Below are 20,758 nucleotides of genomic sequence, written 5' to 3'. Positions count from 1 at the left end.
AGCGTGCCCGCCAGGAAATTCAGGCCCCACTGCCCGGTGTAGCCGTAAGCCGCGCCTTCCTTGCCCCGGCCGAACACGCGGGTGATCTTGGAATCCAGGTCCAGAAACGCCAACCGGTCCGCTCCGGGCAACAGCGGCGTGTGCTCGGTCAGCCGCCGCAACACCTCGCCGCCCAGCTTTTCCAACTGCGCCACATGCCCGGGCGTGAACCACCGCAGGAACGTCCCGATCGTCGAGGCGGCCCGGACATCGGTGAACAACCTGCCCATCGCCCCCGACCGCAACCGGTCAAGATCAGAGATCGAGTCCGCGCCGGACGCCATGCCCGCCACGATCGTGGTGATCTTCGCGGCGGGCTTCGCGCCCGCGCTACCCCCAACCGGACCAGCTCATCCGCCAACGCGGGCAACCCGACACGCTCCCCCAGCCGCACCAAGGCCACCAGCCCCGCGTCCGACACAAGATTCCCATCATCGAACAACGCGGACACCGCGCCCGCCGTATGAGACGATCGCATCCAGCAGATGCCCTCTCACTCAGAGTTGATCGGTACTGTCGCAAGACCAATCATCCCAAGTCAGAGGGCATCTGCCCGCCTACAACACGGCCAACAACCACCCCACCTTCAGCGGATCCAGGTTCAACGCAGTGAAGGTGGCCTTCACTGCACGGCGCTTGCCGCTAGTTGAGGCTTGCCAGGTACCGCTGCAGCTTCTCCGGCTCGAAGAACCACTCCGCGAGGTCGGCCGGGTTGTTCATGCCGTTGGCGAACCGGTCGGCGACCGCCTGGTTCTCCTGTGCGATGCCGAGGACCTGCTGGACGTGCTCGGGCGGCGGTTCGAGCATGGTGTTGGTGAACTTGGTTACCCACTGCGCGTGGTCCCAGTAGGACTCGAAGGTCTGCCGCATCCAGTCCGCGTCGAACGGCCGGTCACCGCGCGACAGGATTCCCTCGAGGTAGTACTGAGCGCACCGCGCGGCGTTGTTGGAACCCTGCCCGGTGATCGGGTCGTTGGCCACCACCACGTCGGCCATGCCGAGCACGATCTGGCCCGATGGGAGCTCGCCGACGGGGTTGCGCACGATCGGCGTGTAGCCGCCCACGAGCGTGCCCCGCTCGTCGGTGAGCTCCGCGTCGCGGAACCGTTCGTACTCCCACGGGAAGTGCTTCCGCATGTTCTCGAGCTGGCGCCGCCACACCTCCTGCGAGCCGGGCTGGTCGCGGAAGCAGTCGAAGTCGCCGCCGGGGATGCCGGCCATGAAGACGATGTCGCACGCGCCGCTGAGGGTGTAGCCGGGGATGTTGATGTTCTCCCCGGTGCCAGGCGAGTTGTTCATCCACACGTCGATGGAGCCGGGGGGCCGCTCCGGCCGCTGTCCGGCACCGTGCACATAGGACACCGACAGTGCCCGCTGCGGCCGGGTGTACCGCGAGCGCTCGTTGTCGCGGTCGAAGAGCTGCACGAGCTCACCCTTGCCCGCCGCGACGATCGTGAGCTCGTACATGCGGGCGAGCGCGTTCAGGTCGGCCGTGGTGACGCCGTGGACGACGACCTTGCCGCCCCGCTCCTCGAACAGCTCGAGCCACTCGGCCATCTTCACGCGCTGGTCCACCGACTGCGCGGGCCCCACCCACTCGCCCTCCCAGTTGAGGAGGCGGTTGCCATCGGGACCCGCGAGCGAAAGACCCTGATGGGTGATCGCCGGAGCCTTGTCGTCCCAGAGGTTGAGCCCGTGCGACCGCTCGATCGTCAGGGCGTCGTGGAACATACACTGGGTGGACAACACCCGGCCTGCCCGGATCTCGTCAGGAGTCCGCGCCGACATCATCGTGACGTCGTATCCGTGCTGCCGCAGCGTGAGCGCCAGCTGCAGCCCCGACTGTCCCGAGCCGACAATCAGAATCTTGCGCATCGAGACGCGAACCCTCCCAGTGTTCTGTTGTCCCGTCGCCCGTCCCCGTCCCTCAGCCCGAGACGCTCGCCAGGTACGCGGCGGCCTTCTCCGGGTCGAGGAACCAGTGCTGGAAGTCGGACGGATCCGTGAAGCCGTTCGCGAACCGCTTTGCCACGGCGGGGATCTGGCCAGCGGCTCCGATGATCTCTAGTACGTGCGGGGGCGGCGGCTGCAGCATCGCGTTCGTCCACTGTGTCACGTGCTGGGCGTAGTCCCAGTAGCGGTCGAACGTGCCCTGCATCCACTCACGGTCGAACGGCTTGTCGCCCCGCTCCAGGATCCGCTCGAGGTACACCGCCGCGCACTTGGCGGCGTTGTTGGAGCCCTGGCCGGTGATCGGGTCGTTGGCCACCACCACGTCGGCGATGCCGAGCACGGCGTTGCCCGACGGCAGCTCGCCGACCGGGTGCCGCACCACCGGGGTGTACCCGCCGGCGAGCGTCGCCTTCGGATCGGTGAGCTCCGCGTTCGCGCAGCGCTCGTACTCCCACGGCAGGTACTTCTGGACGAGACCGAGGAACCGCTCGAAGTGCTCCTGGGGCCCGGGCCGGTCCTGCCAGCAGTCCAGCGGACCGCCGGGGATGCCCTCGAAGAACAGGATCTCGCAGTTCCCGCTCAACGTGTAGCCGGGGATGACGAACAGCTCCCCGACCCCGGGGATGATGTTGAACCGCACCGCGGAGAAGTCCGGGTGTTCCGGCCTCGGCGTCATGCCGTGCACGTAGGCGACCGACAGCGCGCGCTGCGGCGTCGTGTACGGCGAGCGCGACGGGTCGCGGTCGAAGAGCTCCACGAGCTCGCCCTTGCCCGCCGCGACCACGACGAGGTCGTACATCCCGGCGAGCTTGTCCAGGTCGGCCGTGGTGACCCCGTGGATCACGAGCTTGCCGCCACGCTGCTCGAACAGCTCCAGCCAGCCGGCCATCTTCACGCGCTGGTCCACCGACTGCGCGTAGTCGTCCAGCCGCCCGACCCAGTCCAGCACCCGGCTCGAGTCGGGGCCCGCGATGGACACGCCGAGCCCCTCGACCTTGACGGTCTGCTCCTCCCACAGGTTCAGGCCGTACTTGCGCTCGTGCTCGAGCGAGTCGTGGAACATGCACTGCGTGGACATGACCCGGCCCTTGCGGATCTCGTCCGGCGTGCGCGCCGACATCACCGTGACGTCGTAATCGTGCTCCCGCAGGCTCAGCGCGAGTTGCAGGCCGGACTGACCCGCGCCGACCACGAGGACCTTAGGCATGTGCTCTTACCCTTCCCGGTTCCGTCAGTTCCGCCAGCGACAACGTATACGTGACCAGCGCACGCAACGCCTCCGCGGTGGACGCCGGATCGCGAGCGTCACAGGTGATCAGCGGGACCGACGGGTCGAGGGCGAGGGCGTCCCCGACCTCGTCCAGGTCGTGCTCGATGGTGCCGTCGAAGCGGTTGACCGCGACGATGAACGGCAGGTCCGAGTCGTTCTCGAAGTAGTTGATGGCCGCGAACGACTGGTCGATCCGCCGGGTGTCCACCAGCACGATCGCGCCGAGCGCGCCGCGCGAGAGGTCGTCCCACAGAAACCAGAACCGAGCCTGCCCCGGCGTGCCGAACAGGTACAGCAGCAGGTCCGAGTGCAGCGTGATGCGGCCGAAGTCCATCGCCACCGTGGTGGTCGACTTCGTGCCGTCGGGCGGCAGGTCGTCGACGCCGGTGCCTGCCTCGGTCATCCAGGCCTCGGTGTTGAGCGGCGGAACCTCGGAGACCGAGCCGACGAACGTCGTCTTGCCGACCCCGAAACCACCGGCGATCACGATCTTCGCGGAAACCGTGAGCAGCCCGGCGTCGGCGTCGGTGTCCGAGGCCACGGCCGCCGCCTCAGACCGGTAGCCGCTTGAGTCCATCGAGGATCCTCTCGAGTACGTTCCGGTCGTGCTGGTAGGCGTGTGCCGTCGGGTGGATGTAGATCGCACCCTGCGCCGCGAGGTCGCTCACGAGGACCCGCACGACACCGAGCGGGATCGTGAGCAGGACCGACAGCTCGGCGATGGACACACGCGTGCGCGCACGCTCGTACAGCATGCGTGACTCCGGCATCAGCGAGTCACTCAGGCTCGGGTCGTAGTGCGGCACCGAGATCAGCGTCTCGACCAGCAGGTCGTACCGGGCCTTCGTTCTACCCCCGGTCAGCGCGTAAGGGCGGATCCGCTTGCTGCGCATCTTCTTGTGGTGCGCGGATCCGTTCTCTGTGGACACAGTGATCACTTCCTCGCCCGGGTCACGCCTGCGCCCGCCGGGCGGTCAGCACGCGTCGCAGATCGGCACGGATCTCGGGGGTCAGCGCGTGGCCGGCGTTCCGCACGAACTGTGTCATCTCGTACGCGACGACCTTCATGTCGCAGTCGGGGCCGGTGAGCACGGCGAGGCCGGCTCCGGAACCGATGCCCATGAACAGGAAGTAGCCGTGGGTGAGCCGGATGATGATCTGCTCACACGTGCCCTTGTCGAACAGCGTCGCGCTGTTGCGGGCGAGGCTCAGCAGGCCGCTCGCGATCGCGGCGAGCTGCTCCGCGTCCTCGTTGCTCACCGCCTCCGAGGCCGTCAACGGGAAGCCGTCGGCCGACATGATCAACGCGTGCGTGACACCGTGGACCTTGCGGACGAAGTCGTTGATCAGCCACGAGAAGTTCTGGCCCTGGGAGCTGTCGATGTCGGCTGTCACTGCTTTCCTTCAGAACTCGGGTCGGCTTCGTCACTGCTGCGCTGCTCGTCCCGGGCCGCCTGCTCCCCGTCGGAGAACGCGCCGAGGTCGGCGAGCAGCTGGTCGTGACCGGCCTCGATCGACTCGGCGTCGTCGGCCGGCGATGCGGCCGGCGTGACGTCCTTCTCCCCCGAGGGGTTCTTGAGGCTGCGCGACACGCGCCGGGGCAGCCCGCTGGCGGTGGTGCCGCCGACGACCGGCGACGACGGCACGTGCCGGGGCCGCGGCGACGGCGTGTCGTTGCGGTGCGCCCCGCGCCGGGGAAGCTCGCCGGAGATCGCGCCGGGCTCCTCGGTGAGCACGGCCGACGGCACCGGCTCTGGCTGGTCCTGCGGCGTGGAGTGGTTTCGGCCACCCTGCGCGAAGATCACGGTCTGGGTGCCCGACCACGTCGCCTCGGGCAGCTCCGACACGAGGCTCGCGGGCAGCAGCACGGTTGCGGTGGTGCCGTGGGGGACGCGGCGGTCGAGCGTCACGCGCATGTCGTGCCTGCCCGCGAGCCTGCGCACCACGGCGAGTCCCATGTGCCGCACGGCGTCGTCGTCGAGCACCGGCGCGTGCGAGAGCCGGTCGTTGAGCTCGCGCAACCGCTCCGGCGGGAGGCCGATGCCCTCGTCCTCGATGCGGACGAGCACGCTGCCCTGTTCCGTCAGGTGCGCGCTGACCCGCACCGGCGAGTTCGGCGGCGACTGGTTCGCGGCGTTGTCGAGCAGCTCCGCCAGCAGCCTGCTGAGGTCCTCGGCCGCGAAGCCGACCACGCCGAGGGAGACGATGCGCCCGATGGTGATCCGGGAGTACTGGTCGATCGACGACATCGCCGCGCGCACCGTGTCGACCAACGACGACGTCTCCGAGGACGTCTCGCTCGCGTCCCGGCCGGCCAGCACACGCAGGTTCTCCGCGTTGCGCCGCAACCGCGTCGCGAGGTGGTCGAGCCGGTACAGCTGGCTCAGGCGGTCGTGGTTGTCCTCCTTGGTCTCCATCTCCTCCAGCTGGGAGAGCAGGGAGTCCACGAGGTTGAGGTCACGCAGCGCGATGCTCGCGCAGATGTCGACCAGTGCTGTCTCGGGTGCGCCGTCCCGGATGTCGGGCTGATCGTGCTGTGGCGCCGCCGGAGCGGCCTCCAGCGCCGGTCTTTCCGAGAGGTACCGCGGTGGATCGAGAAACTGTGCCGCCGCCACCCGGGAACGGTCGAGCAGCACACGTGAGCGATCCAGGAATTCTCGCGCTCTCGCCCGCCTCGCCATGCATCCACTACTTTCTCGTCGCGTACGGGCCCTGTGGATCGGCCACCCCCGATGGCCAACGGACGCTATGCAAGCAGACACCGCGGTGCTTGTCCACAACCGGTCCCCGTTTCGTCGCTGGCAGTGAAACCCCGCTCCGCCGCTGGCCTCGGGCGATGCGCGCGGCCGTCACGGTCGGTACCGAAAGCCCCCGTTCCTCACCCGGATGTCGTAGTCGCGTTATGTGACCGGGCAACACCACCCTGCGTCGACAACCGGGTTCGGGCCTTGGCAAGATACGGGCCTCCGGGAGCAGCTTGCAGCTCGAGTGGCACGCGACCGTGGAAGGATCCTGAGTGAACTCCCAGACCACGCAGGTGGACGATCTCCGGCTCGTCGCACTGCCCAGCGCCCTCAACTGCAGCGACCTCTTCGTTCGCTTCTCGCTCACCGAGTGGTCGCTGCCCGCCATGCGCGACGACGTCACGAGAGCGGCACGCAGACTCGTGCAGGCCGTCATCGACACCACGGACCCGCGCGCGCCTGGCTTCGTGACGCTGCGGCTGCGGCTGGCGGGCGACTGCCTGGTCATCGAGGTGGAGGACGACCAGCTCGCGCGCATGCACGACCGCGCGCCCACGGTGGACGGCAGGCAGACGGGCGCGGTGCCCATCGACGGCAGGGGGAAGCTCGTGTGGTGCGAGATCCCGTTGCCGGGCGGGATGTCGGCCTCGGGCGTGCGACTGCCGAGGCGGGACGAGCGACGCTCGCCGCTCGCGGGCGCCGACCTGCCGCCCGAACCGCCGCGGCCGGGCGGTCCCGATCCCGCACTGGTCGACCGCGTGCTGGTCGGCCTCAAGCGCAACGACTGGTGAGCCGGCTCCCGCCCGGCGAGGCGTTCTACGACGTGCTGCACCGGCGCCGCGACGTCCGCGCCGAGTTCACCGGCGAGCCGGTGGACGACGCGGTGCTGCACCGGATCCTCGCCGCCGCGCACGCGGCGCCGAGCGTGGGCATGAGCCAGCCGTGGGACTTCGTGCTCGTGCGCGATCTCGCGACGCGGCAACGGTTCCGCGACCACGTGCTGGCCGAGCGGGCGGTGTTCGCGGACGAGCTGACCGGTGAGCGCGCGGAGACGTTCTCGCGCATCAAGGTCGAGGGCATTCTCGAGTCGACGCTGTCGGTGGTCGTCGCCTACGACCCGGAACGCGGCTCCCCCGCCGTGCTCGGCAGGCACGCGATCGCCGACGCGGGGCTGTACTCGGTGTGCCTGGCGATCCAGAACCTGTGGCTCGCGGCGACCGCCGAGGGCCTCGGCGTCGGCTGGGTGAGCTTCTACCGCGAGCCGTTCCTGCGCGACCTCCTCGGCATGCCGGACCGGGTGCGGCCCGTCGCGTGGCTGTGCCTTGGCCCGGTGACGCGGCTGGCCGAGGTCCCCGACCTCGAACGGCACGGCTGGCGCGACCGCCTTCCGCTGGAGGCGGTGGTGCACGCCGAGCGCTACCCCGAGGAGGCCGACGCCGCCACCCGCAGGATCGCCTCGGCCGAGCGGTCGACGTCGGCCTCGGTGGTCGACCAGTTCGACACGGACACGCGCAGGTAGCGCCTGCCACGCCAGGTGGTGCCGCCCAGCCAGCACGTGCCCTCGCGCTGCACGCCGTCCACCACGCGGTCGGTGCGCGCGTCGTCGTCGAAGCGCACGAGCACCTGGTTCAGCACCACGTCGTTGCCGATCTCCGCGCCGCCCTCGGCGAGCGCGGCGGCGAACCGCCTCGCGAGCAGGCAGCACCGGTCCACGAGCTCCGCGACGCCGTCGCGGCCCAGCTCCCGCAGCGCCGCCCACACCGCGAAGCCGCGGGCCCTGCGCGACGACTCCAGCGTGTAGTCGGCGGGGCCCATGGTGCCGCCCTCGGTGACGAGGTAGGGCGCGGTGTAGGACACGGCGGCGGTGTGCACGTCCGGCCTCGCGCAGAAGGCGAACCCCGAGTCGTAGGGGACGTTGAGCCACTTGTGCCCGTCGGTCGCCCACGAGTCCGCCAGCTCGATGCCGTCGACGAGCGCGGCCGTTCGCGGGCTCGCGGCGGCCCAGAGCCCGAACGCACCGTCCACATGGGACCATCCACTGTGGTCACGCACGAGCGAGCACGCCGTGCGCAGGTCGTCGCACGCTCCCGTGTTGACGTTGCCCGCCTGCAGGCACACGATCGCGGGCCCGCCGCGTGCCAGCACCTCCGCGAGCGCACTTGTGTCGATCGCGCCGTCGCGGCCGGCGGGCACCTCCTCGACGGCGGCGGTGCCGAACCCGAGCAGCCGCAGCGACCGGTCGATCGTCGCGTGCCGCTCGGCGCTCGCCACGACGCGGACCGGTGGCGCGCCCGCGAGCCCGTCGCGCTCGACGTCCCAGCCCGCCTCGGCGCAGAGGTGGTGCCGCGCGGCGGCCAGGCCGACCGTGTTCGCCGCCTGCCCGCCGATCACGAAGCCGACCGACGCCGAGGCGGGCAGGCCCAGCAGGGCCTTGAGCCACTCCCCCGCGCACTGTTCGGCCGCCGCGGCGGCGGGCGAGGCGACCGTCAGGCCCGCACACTGGTCCCAGCCCACGGCGAGGATGTCGGCCGCCGTCGCCGAGGGCAGGGAACCGCCGGTGACGAAGCCGAAGAACCTCGGCCCCGTCGTGGCCACGAGCCCGCCCTCGGCGGCGCGGCGCAGCTCCTCGAGCACCTGTCCCGGCGGACAGGGCTCCGACGGCAGCTCGCCGCCGAACGCCTCCCGGATCGCGGCGGGGTCAACCGGTCCCGCGACCGGCCGGCCGGACAACGTCTCCCGGTAGCGGATCGCCGTCGCCGCCGCCTCCCCGAGCAACTCCCACGTCTGCTCCATGTCGCTGGACTCTACGCATGCTCACGGCTCCGGCGCTCGCTCCGACGACGAGCGCGATGCCGACGAGCTGGGCCGGCGCGAGGCCCTGGTCCAGCACGAGGAACCCGGCGAGCGCCGCGATCGCCGGCCCGAGGCTCATCAGCACCGCGAACGTCGCCGCGGCGAGCCTGCGCAGGGCCAGCAGCTCCAGCGTGTACGGCAGCATCGAGGACAGCAGCGCCACCACGGCGCCGAGGCCGAGAGTGACCGGGTCGAGCAACGCGGGGCCCGCGCTCACCAGGCCGGACGGCAGGCTCACCACCGCCCCGATGCCGAGGGCCAGCGCCAGCCCGTCGGCCCGCGCGAACCGCCTGCCCACCCGCGCGCTGAGGACTATGTAGCACGCCCACAGCACCCCGGCGGCGAGCGCGAACGCGACGCCGGCGCCGTCGAGGTCGGTGAGCCCGCCCCGGCCGAGCAGCCCCACGCCGGCGAGCGCGAGGGCCGCCCACACGACGCTGAGCATGCGCCGCGACGCCGCGACCGAAAGCACCAGCGGGCCGAGCACTTCCAGCGTCACCGTCGCACCGAGCGGGATGCGCTCGATCGCCTGGTAGAACAGGGTGTTCAGGCCGGCGAGCGTGAGCCCGAACGCGGCGACGAGCGCCCAGTCCCGGCGTGAGTGGCCGCGCAGCCGCGGGCGGCAGACGGCCAGCAGCAGCACCGCGGCGAAGCAGAGCCGCAGAGTCACGACGCCGAACGCACCGGCGCGGGGGAACAGCAGGGCGGCGAGCGCGGAGCCGAACTGCAGCGACAGCGCGCCGCCGAGCACGAGCGCCACGGAGGTGGTGGAGGACCGGGTCACGCCATCCGAAGCTAGGCACCGCGAGGACGGCTGTGAAATGCCGATCCAGCTCGGGTTATGCTCGGCACGCATGACTATCGAGCTGCGGCATTTCCGGTGCTTCCTCGCGATCGCCGAGGAGCGCAACCTGACGCGCGCGGCCGCCGTTCTCCATCTGACCCAGCCCGCGGTGTCGCGCACGCTGCGCCAGCTGGAACAGCGGCTGGGTGTGCGGCTCGTCGACCGCTCCACCCACCACCTGACCCTCACCGCGCAGGGCGAGGCGTTCCGCGAGCGCGCGGCCGCGGTGGTGGCCGCCGCCGACGCGGCGCTCGACCCCGCCTCGCTCACCCGCCCGCCGCTGCGACTCGGGCACGCCTGGTCGGCACTGGGCGCGGCGACGGCGACGCTGCTCCGCCGCTGGGAACGGGACCACCCCGGCACGCCGCTGGAGCTGCTGCGCGTCGACGACCGCACGGCGGGTCTGCTCAGTGGGCGGGTCGACGCCGCGCTGCTGCGCGGGCCGGTGGCCGCGGAGGGAGTCGTCACCCACTTCCTCGGCACCGAACCGAGGGTCGCCGCGGTGCCTACGGGCAGCCCGCTCGCCGCGCGGAAGTCGCTGACGCTCGCCGACCTCGCGGACGAGCCGATCGCGCTCAACTCCGTTTCCGGCGTGACGTCGCTGGAACTGTGGCCGCGGCAGATCCGCCCCGGCCGCGTGGTGACCGTGGCCAACACCGACGACTGGCTGGCCGCGGTCGCGGCGGGCAGGGCGGCCGGCGTGACCTCGGCGGCCACCGCCGGGGTGCACAAATATCCCGGTGTGGCGTTCGTGCCCGTCACCGACGCCGTGCCGATCCCGCTCGTGCTGGCGTGGCGACGCGGTGACGCGCACCCCGCGACGCCCGCGCTGGCCCGGCTGGCGCGCGAGATCGTCCGGGAGCAGCTGGACGAGTAAGGGGCCCTGAACCTAGGCAGTGAAGGCCACCATGCCTGCGTTCAACGCAGGCATGGTGGCCTTCACTGCATTCGGCCCGATCCGCGAACGGCACCGTTGGGGAGGTCAGGCTGCGGGCCGCGCGCGCACCGCGGCCATCACCAGTTCCAGCGGGTGCCGGGCCTGCCGGGTGGTGCCGTGGGCGATCTGCTGGCGGCACGACACTCCGGTCGCCGCGATCACGGTCTCCGCCGGCTCCGCCCGCACGGCGGGGAACAGCCGGTCGGAGCCGACGCTCATCGACACGTCGTAGTGCTCGGCCTCGAACCCGAACGAACCGGCCATGCCGCAGCAGCCCGCGTCCAGCTCCACCACCTCGGCGCCCGGGATGCGCTGGAGCAGCCCCACGGTCGCCGCGGTGCCGACCTCCGCCTTCTGGTGGCAGTGGCCGTGGAAGAGCACGCGCCTGCCCGAGGGCCACGCGCCGGGGTCGAGCTCGAGGCGTCCGTCGTCGATCGCCTCGGCGAGCACCTCCTCGATCTGCCGTACCCGCCCGGCGACCTCCCGGGCGGCGGGGTCGCCCGGCAGCATCGACAACGTCTCGTCCCGCAGCGTCAGCACGCACGACGGCTCGCAGCCCACGATCGGCGCGTCGGTCTCGGCGAGCTGCCCGACGAGCGCCGCCGCCTTGCGCTTGGCGTCGTCGACGAGCCCCTTGGACAGGCTCGACCGGCCACAGCATCCGCGCGTGACCATCCGCACGGCGTACCCGGCCCGTTCGAGCAGCTCCACCGCCGCACGGCCGATCGCGGGCTCGGTGTAGGTGGTGAACGAGTCGGCGAGGAACACGATCTCCCCGTGTGGCGCGGGTTTCCCCGTGCCGCCCCGCCTGCGGAACCACGCGCCGAGGTGACTGCGCTCGAAGTGCGGCAGCGGGCGGTTCGCGGTGATCCCGAGGTAACGCTCCAGGAGCCTGCGCACCGGGCGCAGGCGACCCGGCAGGTTCGACAGCGGTGCCGTGGCCGCGCCGAGCCGGTTCAGCGCCCGGATCGAGCCGAAGACCCGCGAGCGCATCGGCACACCGTGCACGTCGTGGTGGTGCGCCAGTGTCTCGCTCTTGAGCTTGGCCATGTCGACGCCGAGCGGGCACTCGCTCTTGCAGGCCTTGCACATCAGGCACAGGTCGAGCACCTCGTGCAGCCGCTCGTCACCGAGCGCCGCCTTCGGGTCCGGTTCGGACAGTGCCTTCACGAGGGCGTTCGCCCGGCCGCGCGTTGAGTCCTCCTCCTTGAGCGTGGCCATGTAGGACGGGCACATCGCGCCGCTCTCCTGCTTGCGGCACAACCCGATGTTCATGCACCGGTCGGCCGCGGCGCGCATGCCGCCCACCACCTCGAACGACAGCTTCGTGCGCAGCGGTCCCGGCTCGGGCAGCGCGGGGTCGCGCAGGTTGTCGGTCATCGACGGCGCGTCGACGATCTTGCCGGGGTTGAGCGTGCCCCGAGGGTCGAACAGCCGCTTCACCTGGCGCATCGCCTCGTACAGCTCGTCGCCGAAGATCTCGCGGTTGAACTCGCTGCGCGCGAGGCCGTCGCCGTGCTCGCTGGAGTTCACGCCGCCGTACGCGGTCACGAGGTCCTTGACCTCCTCGGCCACCGCGCGCATCTTCTCCACCCCGCCGGGCTCGGTGAGGTCGACGAACGGGCGGATGTGCAGGCAGCCGACGGAACAGTGCCCGTAGAACCCGGCCTCCATCTCGTGCCGGTCGAGGATCTCCTTGAACTTGGTGGTGTACTCCGGCAGGTGCTTCGGGTCCACGGCGGTGTCCTCGACGAACGCCAGCGGCCTGCGAGCCCCGACACTCGCGGCCATGAGCAGGCCCAGGCTGGACTTGCGGACCTTGAGCAGCGAAGCCTGCTGCTGCGGGGTCACGGCCTCCAGCGTGTGGTAGCCGTGCCCGTGCTTGCGCCACGCCGCGGTCAGCCGCCGCAGCCTGCCCACGAGCTCGTCGAGGTCGTCGCCGGTGAAGCTCACGAAGAGGAGCGCGTCGGGATCGCCCTCCAGGATCGAGCCGAGCGAGGCGTACTCGATCTTCTGGCGGGACAGGTCGAGGATCGTGCGGTCCATCAGCTCGACCGCGGAGGGGTCGCAGGCGAGCGCGTCCTCGGTGGCCGCGATCGCCGCGGGCGTCGAGACGAAGTGCCCCACCGCGATCACCGTGTGCTTCGGCTTGGGCACGAGGTCGACGAGCGCACTGGTCCCCACCACGAGCGTGCCCTCGGCGCCCACCACGAACTTCGCGAGGTCGAACGGCGTCGGGTCGGCGAGCCGGTCGAGCCGGTAGCCGGTGGCCCGCCTCCAGAACTCGGGGAAACCACTGGCGATCGCGTCGCGGTTCTCCTCGACGATCTTCGGCAGCTCGCGGTAGAGCGCGCCCTCGAGCGTCGGCGCCGCGGCCCTGCGCGCCAGCTCCGCCTCGTCCACCGGCCCAAAGTGCGCCGTGGTGGCGTCGGAGAGGACGACGTCGAGCTCGCGAACGTGGTCGATCGTCATGCCGTAGCGCACCGAGCCGCTGCCGGCGGAGTTGTTGCCGATCATGCCGCCGAGCGTCGCGCGGTTGCTGGTGGAGGTGTCGGGTCCGAACATCAGCCCGTGCTGCGCCGCCGCGCGGTTGAGCTGGTCCTGCACCACACCCAGCTCCACGCGGGCGGTGCGCGCCTCCGGATCCAGTTCCAGGATGCGGTTGCAGTGCCGGGAAAGGTCGAGCACGATGCCGGGCCCGACGGTCTGGCCCGCGAGACTCGTGCCCGCGCCCCGGGGCACCACCGGGACGTCGTGGTCGCGCGCGGCGGCCACCGCGGCGGCGACGTCGTCGGCGCCACGGGGGAACACCACACCCAGCGGGCGGATGGAGTACATGCTCGCGTCGCGGGAGAAGAGGTGCCGAGTGTAGTCGTCGAAGGCCACCTCGCCCGCGAGGTCCGCGGCGAGGCGCCGTTCCAGCTCGCTCGTCATGCGCCCGCCTTCCCGGTCAGCACCCGCAGGGCCGCCGCGACACCGCCCTGGTCGATCGGCACGCCCGCCAGTTCGAGGCCCATCTGCACGCCGGAAAGCGTTCCGGCCAGCGCGACGTCGTTGAAGTGCCCGAGGTGCCCGATGCGGAAGACGGTGCCCTTGAGCTTGCCGAGGCCCGCGCCCAGCGACATGTTGAACGAGTCGAGGATCAGCTCGCGGATCTTGTCGGCGTCGTGGCCGTCCGGCACCACCACGGCCGTCAGCGCGGCGGAGTGCTCGCGCTCGTCGAGGCACAGCACCTCCAGTCCCCACGCGCGCACCGCCGCGCGGGTCGCCTCGGCGTGCCGCAGATGGCGGGCGTACACGTTGGACAGCCCCTCCTCGTCGAGCAGGCGCAGCGCCTCGCGCAGGCCGTAGAGCAGGTTCGTCGCCGGAGTGCTGTGGAAGAAGCCGCGCCGGTTGGCCTCCAGTATCGGCTTCCAGTCCCAATAGGACCGTCGCAGGCCAGCGGTCTCGCTCACCCGCAGCGCCTTCTCGCTGACGGCGTTGAAGCCGAGTCCCGGCGGGAGCATCAGGCCCTTCTGCGAGCACGAGATCGTGACGTCGACTCCCCACTCGTCGTGCCGGTAGTCGATGGAGCCCAGCGAGGAGATGGTGTCCACCAGCAGCAGAGCGGGATGCCCCGCGTCGTCGAGCGCGCGCCGGATCTCGGCGATCCGGCTGGTCACGCCGGTCGAAGTCTCGTTGTGCACCACGCAGACGGCCTTGATCCGGTGCTCACGGTCGGCGGCGAGCCGATCGGCCGCGGCCTCGGGGTCGGCGCCGTGCCGCCAGTCGCCGGGGACGAATTCCACCTCGAGGCCCAGGTTCTCCGCCATCTCCCGCCACAGCGTGGCGAAGTGGCCGGTCTCGAACGCGAGCACGCGGTCGCCAGGGCTGAGGGTGTTCACGAGCGCGGCCTCCCACGCTCCGGTGCCCGACGACGGGTAGATGACGACCGGTCCCGTGGTCCCGAAAACGGGCTTCACCGCCTCGAGCAGATCGAGCGTCAGGCTTGCGAACTCGGGGCCGCGGTGGTCGATCGTGGGCGCGGACATCGCGCGCAGCACCTGCTCGGGAACGTTGGTGGGGCCGGGAATTTGCAGGAAGTGCCGGCCGATCGGCTGTGCCATCGGATTCTCCATTGGTCTATTCAGGACTCTTGACGGTCAAAAGTGTCGCGCGCCATACTTCCTCGGTGCGAGACCACGCTTTCGCATTGCGGAATCACTGAATTCCGTCGCGGCCGCGAGCCAACGCCTGCCTCGAGGAGCCACATGTCCATAGAGATTTATTCGATCATCGGCCTGGTTCTCATTTTTCTCCTCGCGACTCTGCGATCGGTGAACATGGGAGCGGTGGCCTTTCTCGGTGCCTTCCTGATCGGTACCTTCATTTACGACGAGTCCGCGGACGATCTGTTCTCCGGCTTTCCCGGCGACCTTTTCGTCGTGCTGGTCGGCGTGACCCTGTTGTTCGCCATCGCCAAGGCGAACGGCACAGTCGACTGGCTCATCCACGCCGGCGTCCGCGCCGTGAAGGGAAGAATCGCGCTCATCCCGTGGGTGATGTTCCTGGTCACGAGCCTGCTGACCATGGTGGGCGCCGTGGTGCCCGGCGCGGTCGCCATCATGGCGCCGATCGGGCTGAACTTCGCGACGCGCTACCGCATCAACCCGATGCTCATGGGCCTGCTCATCATCAACGGCGCCAGCGCGGGTGGTTTCTCGCCCATCAGCATTTTCGGCAGCATCACCAACGGTGTCGTGGAACGCAGCGGCCTTCCCGGGAACCCGGTTCTGCTGTGGGTGAGCTCGTTCCTGTTCAACGCATTGCTGAGCGTCGTGGTGTTCTTCCTCTTCGGTGGCAAGCAGTTGCTGCGCCGGCGAGTCACCACCGACGAGGAGGGCGGCGCGCCCGTCGACGAGCCGGGCGGCGCCGGCGAGCCCGTGGGCGGCGGCGGTGGTGGCGGCGCCACGACGGTGACGCGCACGAGCACCCAGCCCGTCACCCAGGTGACGACTCTCAACGCCCAGCGCACGGTGACCCTGGTCGGCCTGGTGGTGCTCGCGGTCGGCGCGCTGGCGCTGGAGTTCGACGTGGGCCTGCTGGCACTGAGCATCGCCACCGTCATCTGCCTGCTGTCGCCGAAGGAGACCAAGACCTGCTTCGGCGAGGTCGCGTGGCCCACCGTGCTGCTGATCTGCGGCGTGGTGACCTACGTGGGCCTGATGGAGCGCGTGGGCACCATCGAGTTCCTCGGCGACAGCGTCGCCGGCATCGGCGTGCCACTGCTGGCCGCGTTCGTGATCTGTCTCATCGGCGGCGCGGTGTCGGCGTTCGCGTCCACGACCGGCATCCTCGGCGCGCTCATCCCGCTGGCGGTGCCGTTCCTGCAGACCGGTCAGGTCGGCGCGGTCGGCATGATCATCGCGCTGGCGCTCTCCTCGTCGATCGTCGACTCGTCGCCGTTCTCCACCAGCGGCGCCCTCGTCGTGGCGAGCACGCCGCAGGAGCACCGGGACACGATGTTCCGGCGTCTGATGATCTGGGGCATGAGCATGATCGCCGTCGCGCCGGTGGTCACCTGCCTGATCTTCGTGGTGCCCGGCTGGCTGTGAGCCGTGGGGAGCCCGCCGGTGTCGGCGGGCTCCCTCCGCTCCACTGGCGGTTAGACTTCGGTCATGAGTGAGGGAATGCGCACCGTCCTCTCCGCCTTCCGCGTGCTGGAGGAGGTCGCGTACACGCAGCCGGTCGGGGTCGGCGAGCTGGCCCGCAGGCTGCGCCTGCCCAAGAGCACCGTGCAGCGCGCCCTCCGGACACTGTGGACAGCGGGCTGGATCTGCCCCGACGGCGCCGAGGTGACGCGCTGGGTCCTCACCACGCGGGCGCTGCACATCGGCCAGCGCGCGATCGCCGACCTCAGCGTGCGCGACGCCGCGACGGCGATCATGCACGAGCTGCGCAAGGAGACCGGCGAGACCTCGCACCTGATGGTGCGCGAGGGCGACCGCGCCGTGCTCATCGAGCGCGTCGAGACCGAGCACCCGATCCGCGCGGTGATCCCCCTCGGCAGCGCCGTGCCGCTGCACGGATCCTCCAACGGCAAGGCCATGCTGGCGTCCCTGCCGCGGGAACAGGTGCGCGAGATCCTCGGCGGGAAGCTGGAACGCTACACGGGCAGGACGATCGTCGACTGGGACGAGTTCTTCGCCGAGCTCGACCGCGTGGCCAAGCGCGGCTACGCCTCGAACGTCGGTGAGTGGCGCACCGACATCACGGCCGTCGCCTCGCCGATCTTCGACCACGACGGGACGCCCGTCGCGAGCATCTCGATCTCGGCGCCGGGCAGCAGGATGACCGAGGACCTCAGGGAGGGCTACGGCGAGCTCGTGATCGAGGCCGCGCAGCGGATCAGCGCCACGCTCGGCTACCGGCTTCCGGTGTGAGCCGCGCACGGCCCGTCACCGGCCACGCCACTGCGGGGTGCGCTTCTCGGTGAACGCGGCGACGCCCTCCTGGAAGTCCTCGCTGCCGTAGCACATCGCGATCAGGTCGTCGCCGGGCGGCAGCGCGTGCTCGCGCAGCCGCCGCAGCGCGATCTTCGCGGCCAGCATGGTGAGCGGCGCCTGCGTGGCGAGCTGCTCGCACAGCGCGGTCACGCGATCGTCCAGTTCGGACTCGGCGACCAGCTCCGAGACGAGCCCGGCCCGCTCTGCGTCCTGCGCGCCGACGAAGCCCGCGGTGTAGACGAGATGGATGGCCCGCGTCGCGCCGACGAGCTGCGCGAGGCGCGCGTAGCTGCCCATCGAGAGGCAGTTGCCGACCGTGCGGGCGATGGGCAGTCCGAACTTGGCCTTCGGCGTGGCGATGCGCAGGTCGCAAGCCGCCGCGATCGACAGCCCGCCGCCGGTGGCGTAGCCGTCGATTGCGGCGATCGTCGGCACCCGCACCCGCTCCAGGCGCGACAGCACGCCCTCGATGCGATTCTCGTAGGCGAGCCCGTCGTCGGCGCCCCGGAACTCCCGGAACTGCGCGATGTCGGTGCCCGCGACGAACGCCTTGCCGCCCGCGCCGCGCAGCACGGCCACGCGCGCGTCCTCGTCGGCGTCGACGCGTTCGCAGAACTCGACGAGCGCGTCGTACATCTCCCACGTCATCGCGTTGCGCGCCTCGGGGCGGTTGAACGTCGCGACCGCCACCGGGCCGCGGAACTCGGTCAGTACCTGGTCGGTCATCCCACGGCTCCCTCGGCTCGCAGCGTGGCGATCTCTTCGTCGGTCCAGCCGGCCGCGCGCAGCAACTCGTCGGTGTGCTCGCCCAGCGCGGGCGCGACGCGGCGGATGCTGCCAGGGGTCCCGCTGAGCTTCACCGGGATCCCGAGCGAACGAACCTTCCCCTCCGTGGGGTGGTCCAGCTCCACGACCATCTCCCTGGCGAGCGTGTGCGGATCCGAGCACGACTGCGCGTAGTCCCGGATCGGCCCGGCGGGCACGCCGGCCTCGAGCAGCGCGTCCACCCACTCGTCGGTGTCGCGCTCCTTGAGCGTCGTGCTCAGCTCGGCGGCGAGCTCCTCGCGGTGCCGCACGCGGTCGGTGTTGCCGGTGAAGCGCTCGTCGGCCAGCAGGTCCTCCCGGCCGAGCACGGCGCACATCCGCTGCCAGAGCCGGTCGTTGTTGGCGCCGACGGTGAGGTGGCCGTCGCGCGTCGGCAGCGCCTGGTACGGCGCGTTGACCCGGTGCGCGGAGCCGAGGCGTCCCGGCGCCTCACCGGTGGCCCACAGCTCGGAGGTCTCCCAGATCGACAGGGCCAGCGCGGCGTCGTAGAGGGAGGTGTCGATGGCCTGGCCCTGGCCGGTCACCTCGCGGGAGAGGCACGCGCTGAGGATGCCGACCGCGCAGAACAGGCCCGCGGACATGTCGGCGACGGGCACGCCACTCTTCACCGGGTCGCCGCCCGCGTCGCCGGTGACGCTCATGACGCCCGACATCGCCTGCGCGATCAGGTCGTAGCCGGGGCGGCCCGCGTAGGGGCCGGTCTGGCCGAACCCGGAGATCGACGCGTAGACGATCCGCTCGTTGACCGCCTTCAGCGAGGGGTAGTCGACCCCGAGCTTCGCCGCGACGCCGGGCCGGAAGCTCTCCACCACGACGTCGGCGTCGCGCACCAGGCGGTAGAACGCCTCGCGGCCACGGTCGCTCTTCAGATCCAGCGCGATGCTGCGCTTGTTCCGGTTCACGGCGAGGAAGGCCGCGCTCTCACCGTGCGGCAACCGGTGGCCGGTCGCCTGGCGGGTGGCGTCGCCCTTGCCGACGGGTTCGACCTTGACGACGTCGGCGCCGAGGTCGCCGAGGAGCTGACAACAGTACGGGCCGGCCATGACCTGGGTCAGGTCGATGACCTTCAGGTGTCCCAGCGCGAACGCCATAGTCCCTCGCTGACTGTGCCGTAATACGGCACGGTTGTCGTCTTACGGCACGACTGTACGGTCGCGGCGATCGGCCGGTCAAGGGAGTCGCGTCCCGGCCGCGCGTGCGGCATCGTGGGTGGGCATGACGTTCGAGTCGATGACGAGAAAGCGCCCGATGGCCGGCGCGACCGCGGTGACGCTCGCGGGCAGGCCCGTGCGGCTGCTCGACCGGGCACGGATCTACGCGTGCGGCATCACGCCCTACGAGGTGACCCACCTCGGTCACGCCGCGACGTTCGTGTGGGTCGACACGCTGCGCCGGGTGCTGCGCGTGCTCGGCGTCGAGCCCATCGTGTGCCGCAACGTCACCGACGTCGACGACATTCTCGTGGAGGCGGCGAGGCAGACGGGCGCCCCGTACGACCAGCTCGCGGCGTTCCAGCAGTTCAACTTCGAGGGCGACATGGCCGCGCTCGGCGTGCGCGCGCCGGACTTCGAGCCCAGGGCCCACAGCTACGTCGACGCGGTGCTGCGGCTCGCCGCGGCACTGCTCGACGCGGACGCCGCGTACGAGCGCGGCGGCGGCGTCTACTTCCGGGGCAGGCAGGTCGCCGAGCGCGCGGGGCTCACCGAGGCGGAGGCGCTGCGGCTCGCGGCCGAGTACGGCGGCAGGCCCGACGATCCCGCCAAGGAGCATCCCCTGGACGTCGCCGTGTGGCAGGCGGGCGAGCCCGGCTACCCGGCGTGGGACTCGCCGTGGGGACCGGGACGGCCAGGCTGGCACGCCGAGTGCGTGGCGATGTCGGAGTCGGTGTTCGGCGTTGGCGTGGACTTCCACGCGGGCGGCGCCGACCTGCGGTTCCCGCACCACGCCTACCACGCGGCGATGGCCGAGGCGCTGTCCGGCGTCACCCCGTACGCGCGTGCGTGGCTGCACGTCGGGACGGTGACCGTCGACGGCGTCAAGATGGCCAAGTCCACGGGCAACCTGGTGTTGCTGGAGGACCTCCTCGCGCGGTACCCGGCCTCGGTCGTGCGGCTGGCGATCATCGACCGTCCGTGGGCGCGGAGCTGGGACTACACGCCGGCGGTGCTCGACGCCGCCGCGACGCGGCTGGAGCGGCTACACCGCGCGGCTGGGCGCCCGATCGAGGCGGGCGACGCCGACATCGAGCGCATCCGTGCCCTGCTCGCCGACGACCTCGGCGTCTCGGCGGCCCTCGACGTGGCGATCGAGGCGGGCGGCGGCGCCGCCCGCCTGCTCACCGCCGCCCTAGGCCTGACCTGAGCGAACCGCGACCGCGAGTCCCCCGCCCCGAACGGCGAGTCCCCCACTCCGACGGGCGAGTCCCCCACTCCGGACCGCGAGTCCCCCGCTCCGAACGCACGACTCGCCGTCCCAACGCAGCACTCGCCATCCCGGGCGGACGACTCGCCGTCCTGAACGCAGAACTCGCCATCCCGGGCGGGCAACTCGCCGTCCCGAACGCAGAACTCGCCATCCCGGGCGGGCAACTCGCCGTCCTGAACGCAGAACTCGCGCGGTCCCGGGCGGACGACTCGCCATCCCGAACGCACGACTCGCCGTCCCCAACGCAGAACTCGCCGTCCCGAACGCAGCACTCGCCGTCCTGAACGCAGAACTCGCCATCCCGGGCGGGCAACTCGCCGTCCTGAACGCAGAACTCGCCATCCCGAACGAGCAACTCGCCATCCCCAACGCAGCACTCGCCGT

General features: G+C 71.1%; 18 protein-coding genes and 1 pseudogene. 6 read left to right on the top strand and 13 right to left on the bottom strand.

Translation table 11 applies throughout. The features are described 5' to 3' along the window. The 7 genes and pseudogenes from DI005_RS33035 to DI005_RS33005 form a co-directional block, all read right to left on the bottom strand. Nucleotides 1-323 (bottom strand): annotated as a pseudogene (locus tag DI005_RS33035) (IS1380 family transposase); the annotation flags it as partial. 358 nt (nt 324-681) lie between these two features. Then, entirely contained in the window at nt 682-1,914 is a 1,233-nt protein-coding gene (locus DI005_RS33030; RefSeq protein ID WP_113644693.1) for a styrene monooxygenase/indole monooxygenase family protein, read from the bottom strand. Between the two features lie 52 nt (nt 1,915-1,966). After that, complete coding sequence (locus DI005_RS33025; RefSeq protein WP_113644692.1) at nt 1,967-3,199, bottom strand: styrene monooxygenase/indole monooxygenase family protein; 1,233 nt, start codon at nt 3,197-3,199, stop codon at nt 1,967-1,969. After that, nucleotides 3,192-3,839 carry an ATP/GTP-binding protein gene (locus DI005_RS33020; RefSeq protein WP_113644691.1) on the bottom strand — a complete coding sequence of 216 codons (648 nt, stop codon included), beginning with the start codon at nt 3,837-3,839 and terminating at the stop codon, nt 3,192-3,194. Before DI005_RS33020 ends, DI005_RS33025 begins: the two co-directional genes overlap by 8 nt. Then, nucleotides 3,814-4,155: a DUF742 domain-containing protein gene (locus tag DI005_RS33015; RefSeq protein WP_112269582.1), complete on the bottom strand. Its 342-nt coding sequence runs from the start codon at nt 4,153-4,155 to the stop codon at nt 3,814-3,816. Before DI005_RS33015 ends, DI005_RS33020 begins: the two co-directional genes overlap by 26 nt. A 58-nt stretch (nt 4,156-4,213) precedes the next feature. After that, nucleotides 4,214-4,657, bottom strand: a complete 444-nt coding sequence (locus tag DI005_RS33010; RefSeq protein ID WP_168213907.1) for a roadblock/LC7 domain-containing protein — start codon at nt 4,655-4,657, stop codon at nt 4,214-4,216. Next, nucleotides 4,654-5,943 (bottom strand): sensor histidine kinase KdpD, encoded by a 1,290-nt coding sequence (locus DI005_RS33005; protein WP_112268887.1) that lies wholly within the window; start codon nt 5,941-5,943, stop codon nt 4,654-4,656. The genes DI005_RS33010 and DI005_RS33005 overlap by 4 nt, the downstream gene beginning before the upstream one ends. Nucleotides 5,944-6,278: 335 nt before the next feature. On the opposite strand from DI005_RS33005, the gene DI005_RS33000 reads away from it, so the two are divergent. Both DI005_RS33000 and bluB read left to right on the top strand, forming a co-directional pair. Beyond that, entirely contained in the window at nt 6,279-6,797 is a 519-nt protein-coding gene (locus DI005_RS33000; protein ID WP_112268885.1) for an ATP-binding protein, read from the top strand. Beyond that, nucleotides 6,794-7,525 carry a 5,6-dimethylbenzimidazole synthase gene (bluB, locus tag DI005_RS32995; protein ID WP_233520403.1) on the top strand — a complete coding sequence of 244 codons (732 nt, stop codon included), beginning with the start codon at nt 6,794-6,796 and terminating at the stop codon, nt 7,523-7,525. The genes DI005_RS33000 and bluB overlap by 4 nt, the downstream gene beginning before the upstream one ends. Here bluB and DI005_RS32990 read toward each other — a convergent pair. Together DI005_RS32990 and DI005_RS32985 are read right to left on the bottom strand one after the other, a co-directional pair. Continuing rightward, the gene (locus tag DI005_RS32990) at nt 7,423-8,799 is read right to left on the bottom strand and encodes a pyridoxal-dependent decarboxylase (RefSeq protein ID WP_113644690.1); all 1,377 of its coding nucleotides are present in this window, start codon (nt 8,797-8,799) and stop codon (nt 7,423-7,425) included. The two genes, bluB and DI005_RS32990, sit on opposite strands and share 103 nt — an antisense overlap. Beyond that, nucleotides 8,705-9,643, bottom strand: a complete 939-nt coding sequence (locus tag DI005_RS32985; RefSeq protein ID WP_228713934.1) for a DMT family transporter — start codon at nt 9,641-9,643, stop codon at nt 8,705-8,707. The genes DI005_RS32990 and DI005_RS32985 overlap by 95 nt, the downstream gene beginning before the upstream one ends. Nucleotides 9,644-9,713: 70 nt before the next feature. Between DI005_RS32985 and DI005_RS32980 the strand changes: the two genes are divergently transcribed. Next, nucleotides 9,714-10,580 carry a LysR family transcriptional regulator gene (locus DI005_RS32980; protein WP_113644688.1) on the top strand — a complete coding sequence of 289 codons (867 nt, stop codon included), beginning with the start codon at nt 9,714-9,716 and terminating at the stop codon, nt 10,578-10,580. 105 nt (nt 10,581-10,685) lie between these two features. On the opposite strand, the gene DI005_RS32975 is transcribed toward DI005_RS32980, so the two are convergent. Next, nucleotides 10,686-13,574 carry an FAD-binding and (Fe-S)-binding domain-containing protein gene (locus DI005_RS32975; RefSeq protein WP_112268877.1) on the bottom strand — a complete coding sequence of 963 codons (2,889 nt, stop codon included), beginning with the start codon at nt 13,572-13,574 and terminating at the stop codon, nt 10,686-10,688. Beyond that, nucleotides 13,571-14,746, bottom strand: a complete 1,176-nt coding sequence (locus tag DI005_RS32970) for an alanine--glyoxylate aminotransferase family protein (RefSeq protein ID WP_113644687.1) — start codon at nt 14,744-14,746, stop codon at nt 13,571-13,573. The genes DI005_RS32975 and DI005_RS32970 overlap by 4 nt, the downstream gene beginning before the upstream one ends. Before the next feature lie 144 nt (nt 14,747-14,890). Here DI005_RS32970 and DI005_RS32965 point away from each other — a divergent pair, with 144 nt between their 5' ends. Next, a complete protein-coding gene (locus tag DI005_RS32965; RefSeq protein WP_112268873.1) occupies nt 14,891-16,234 on the top strand; it encodes an SLC13 family permease in 1,344 nt (447 codons plus the stop codon). A 63-nt stretch (nt 16,235-16,297) separates the two neighbouring features. Beyond that, complete coding sequence (locus DI005_RS32960; protein ID WP_199543413.1) at nt 16,298-17,062, top strand: IclR family transcriptional regulator; 765 nt, start codon at nt 16,298-16,300, stop codon at nt 17,060-17,062. 15 nt (nt 17,063-17,077) lie between these two features. On the opposite strand, the gene DI005_RS32955 is transcribed toward DI005_RS32960, so the two are convergent. Both DI005_RS32955 and DI005_RS32950 read right to left on the bottom strand, forming a co-directional pair. Further along, a complete protein-coding gene (locus DI005_RS32955; RefSeq protein ID WP_112268869.1) occupies nt 17,078-17,851 on the bottom strand; it encodes an enoyl-CoA hydratase/isomerase family protein in 774 nt (257 codons plus the stop codon). Further along, nucleotides 17,848-19,041 (bottom strand): CaiB/BaiF CoA-transferase family protein, encoded by a 1,194-nt coding sequence (locus DI005_RS32950; protein WP_112268867.1) that lies wholly within the window; start codon nt 19,039-19,041, stop codon nt 17,848-17,850. Before DI005_RS32950 ends, DI005_RS32955 begins: the two co-directional genes overlap by 4 nt. A gap of 124 nt (nt 19,042-19,165) precedes the next feature. On the opposite strand from DI005_RS32950, the gene DI005_RS32945 reads away from it, so the two are divergent. Then, nucleotides 19,166-20,311 carry a cysteine--tRNA ligase gene (locus DI005_RS32945; protein WP_112268865.1) on the top strand — a complete coding sequence of 382 codons (1,146 nt, stop codon included), beginning with the start codon at nt 19,166-19,168 and terminating at the stop codon, nt 20,309-20,311. Nucleotides 20,312-20,758: the final 447 nt, after the last annotated feature.

It is taken from the genome of Prauserella sp. PE36, from assembly GCF_003311655.1.
GTDB lineage: Bacteria > Actinomycetota > Actinomycetes > Mycobacteriales > Pseudonocardiaceae > Prauserella_A > Prauserella_A endophytica.
The sequence above is the reverse complement of the archived record's forward strand: the minus strand, read 5'-3'. Positions and strand labels throughout refer to the sequence as shown.

Bases quoted from the DNA above. Each gene is read 5' to 3' on its own strand.
- DI005_RS32990 (WP_113644690.1), bottom strand. From the start codon at position 8,799: ATGGAGCAGACGTGGGAGTTGCTCGGGGAGGCGGCGGCGACGGCGATC.
- DI005_RS32950 (WP_112268867.1), bottom strand. From the start codon at position 19,041: ATGGCGTTCGCGCTGGGACACCTGAAGGTCATCGACCTGACCCAGGTC.
- DI005_RS33025 (WP_113644692.1), bottom strand. From the start codon at position 3,199: ATGCCTAAGGTCCTCGTGGTCGGCGCGGGTCAGTCCGGCCTGCAACTC.
- DI005_RS32945 (WP_112268865.1), top strand. From the start codon at position 19,166: ATGACGTTCGAGTCGATGACGAGAAAGCGCCCGATGGCCGGCGCGACC.
- DI005_RS32960 (WP_199543413.1), top strand. From the start codon at position 16,298: ATGAGTGAGGGAATGCGCACCGTCCTCTCCGCCTTCCGCGTGCTGGAG.
- DI005_RS32965 (WP_112268873.1), top strand. From the start codon at position 14,891: ATGTCCATAGAGATTTATTCGATCATCGGCCTGGTTCTCATTTTTCTC.
- DI005_RS33030 (WP_113644693.1), bottom strand. From the start codon at position 1,914: ATGCGCAAGATTCTGATTGTCGGCTCGGGACAGTCGGGGCTGCAGCTG.
- DI005_RS33015 (WP_112269582.1), bottom strand. From the start codon at position 4,155: ATGCGCAGCAAGCGGATCCGCCCTTACGCGCTGACCGGGGGTAGAACG.
- DI005_RS33020 (WP_113644691.1), bottom strand. From the start codon at position 3,839: ATGGACTCAAGCGGCTACCGGTCTGAGGCGGCGGCCGTGGCCTCGGAC.
- DI005_RS33005 (WP_112268887.1), bottom strand. From the start codon at position 5,943: ATGGCGAGGCGGGCGAGAGCGCGAGAATTCCTGGATCGCTCACGTGTG.
- DI005_RS32955 (WP_112268869.1), bottom strand. From the start codon at position 17,851: ATGACCGACCAGGTACTGACCGAGTTCCGCGGCCCGGTGGCGGTCGCG.
- DI005_RS32980 (WP_113644688.1), top strand. From the start codon at position 9,714: ATGACTATCGAGCTGCGGCATTTCCGGTGCTTCCTCGCGATCGCCGAG.
- DI005_RS32975 (WP_112268877.1), bottom strand. From the start codon at position 13,574: ATGACGAGCGAGCTGGAACGGCGCCTCGCCGCGGACCTCGCGGGCGAG.
- DI005_RS32970 (WP_113644687.1), bottom strand. From the start codon at position 14,746: ATGGCACAGCCGATCGGCCGGCACTTCCTGCAAATTCCCGGCCCCACC.